Source organism: Stenotrophomonas maltophilia group sp. RNC7, from assembly GCF_030910085.1.
Taxonomy (GTDB): domain Bacteria; phylum Pseudomonadota; class Gammaproteobacteria; order Xanthomonadales; family Xanthomonadaceae; genus Stenotrophomonas; species Stenotrophomonas sepilia.
The window spans coordinates 1-871 of record NZ_JAVFVN010000160.1; the positions used below are offsets into that span (position 1 = coordinate 1).

The 871-nt window shown below is 30.2% G+C and carries 1 protein-coding gene; it reads left to right on the plus strand.

All coding sequences use genetic code 11. The features are described from left to right. A partial coding sequence (locus RCF13_RS02130; RefSeq protein WP_308140785.1) for a type I restriction-modification enzyme R subunit C-terminal domain-containing protein occupies positions 1 to 370 on the plus strand: 370 nt, incomplete at its 5' end. Positions 371 to 871 lie beyond the last annotated feature (501 nt).

Here is an 871-nt window from a genome sequence, read left to right on the forward strand (position 1 = left end):
TCAGTCATTAGAAGCTATTCTTTGGAAAGAGCTCGGAACTCGAGAAGACTATGAGAAAGAGTATGGAGATACGTCAGTTACAAAATTAGTTCGTCAAATTGTCGGTTTAGATCCGCAGGCTGCTAATGCTGCGTTTTCTCAGTTTTTAATGAATGAACAATTGAATGTTAATCAGTTACGTTTTGTGAAATTAATTGTTGATTACGTAGTGAAAAACGGCATCATTGACAAACGAGTGTTACAAGAAGAACCTTTTAAAACAGTAGGTAGTATCGTTGAATTGTTCCAAGATGATATGGCGTATGCAAGAGGGATTATAGGGATTATTGATCAAATAAATAGTAACGCTGAAATATTTATGGAAGCATAGACGAAGAATTATATTTATTCTTCATCTAGCTTAGAAGAGGTATTGTGCTTTAGGAAAGGAAACTTGCATTTTCCATTCTTAGTAGGATACAACCTCAAATTTTATTTTGTAAAAGAGAAGATATAAATCTTCTCTTTTTTTATGATATGCATTGTTATAAATAATAACAAATACATTTATAGGATTTTACAATGGGAGGGGGATCTTTTTATACTCGAATTGATAAAAATAAAACTTATACTAGTGGTTATTCTATACAACCTGTCTTTTCCATAGTATTAAGGTGGTCGGATAAAAAGTTTTTTAACTTTTATCTGTAAGAAGTTGAAGTGTGGGAAAGTGAAAGTTGGAAAAAATGTAGTTGAATACACTGTAATGAATTTGACAGACCTTATAAAAGTGTTAATTACCTTCTTTTCTAAATATCCTTTGAAAAATATAGAAACGAAAGATTTTATTTGAAATTATTTTGTATAAAATTATAAAAGGAGAAGGAAAAGG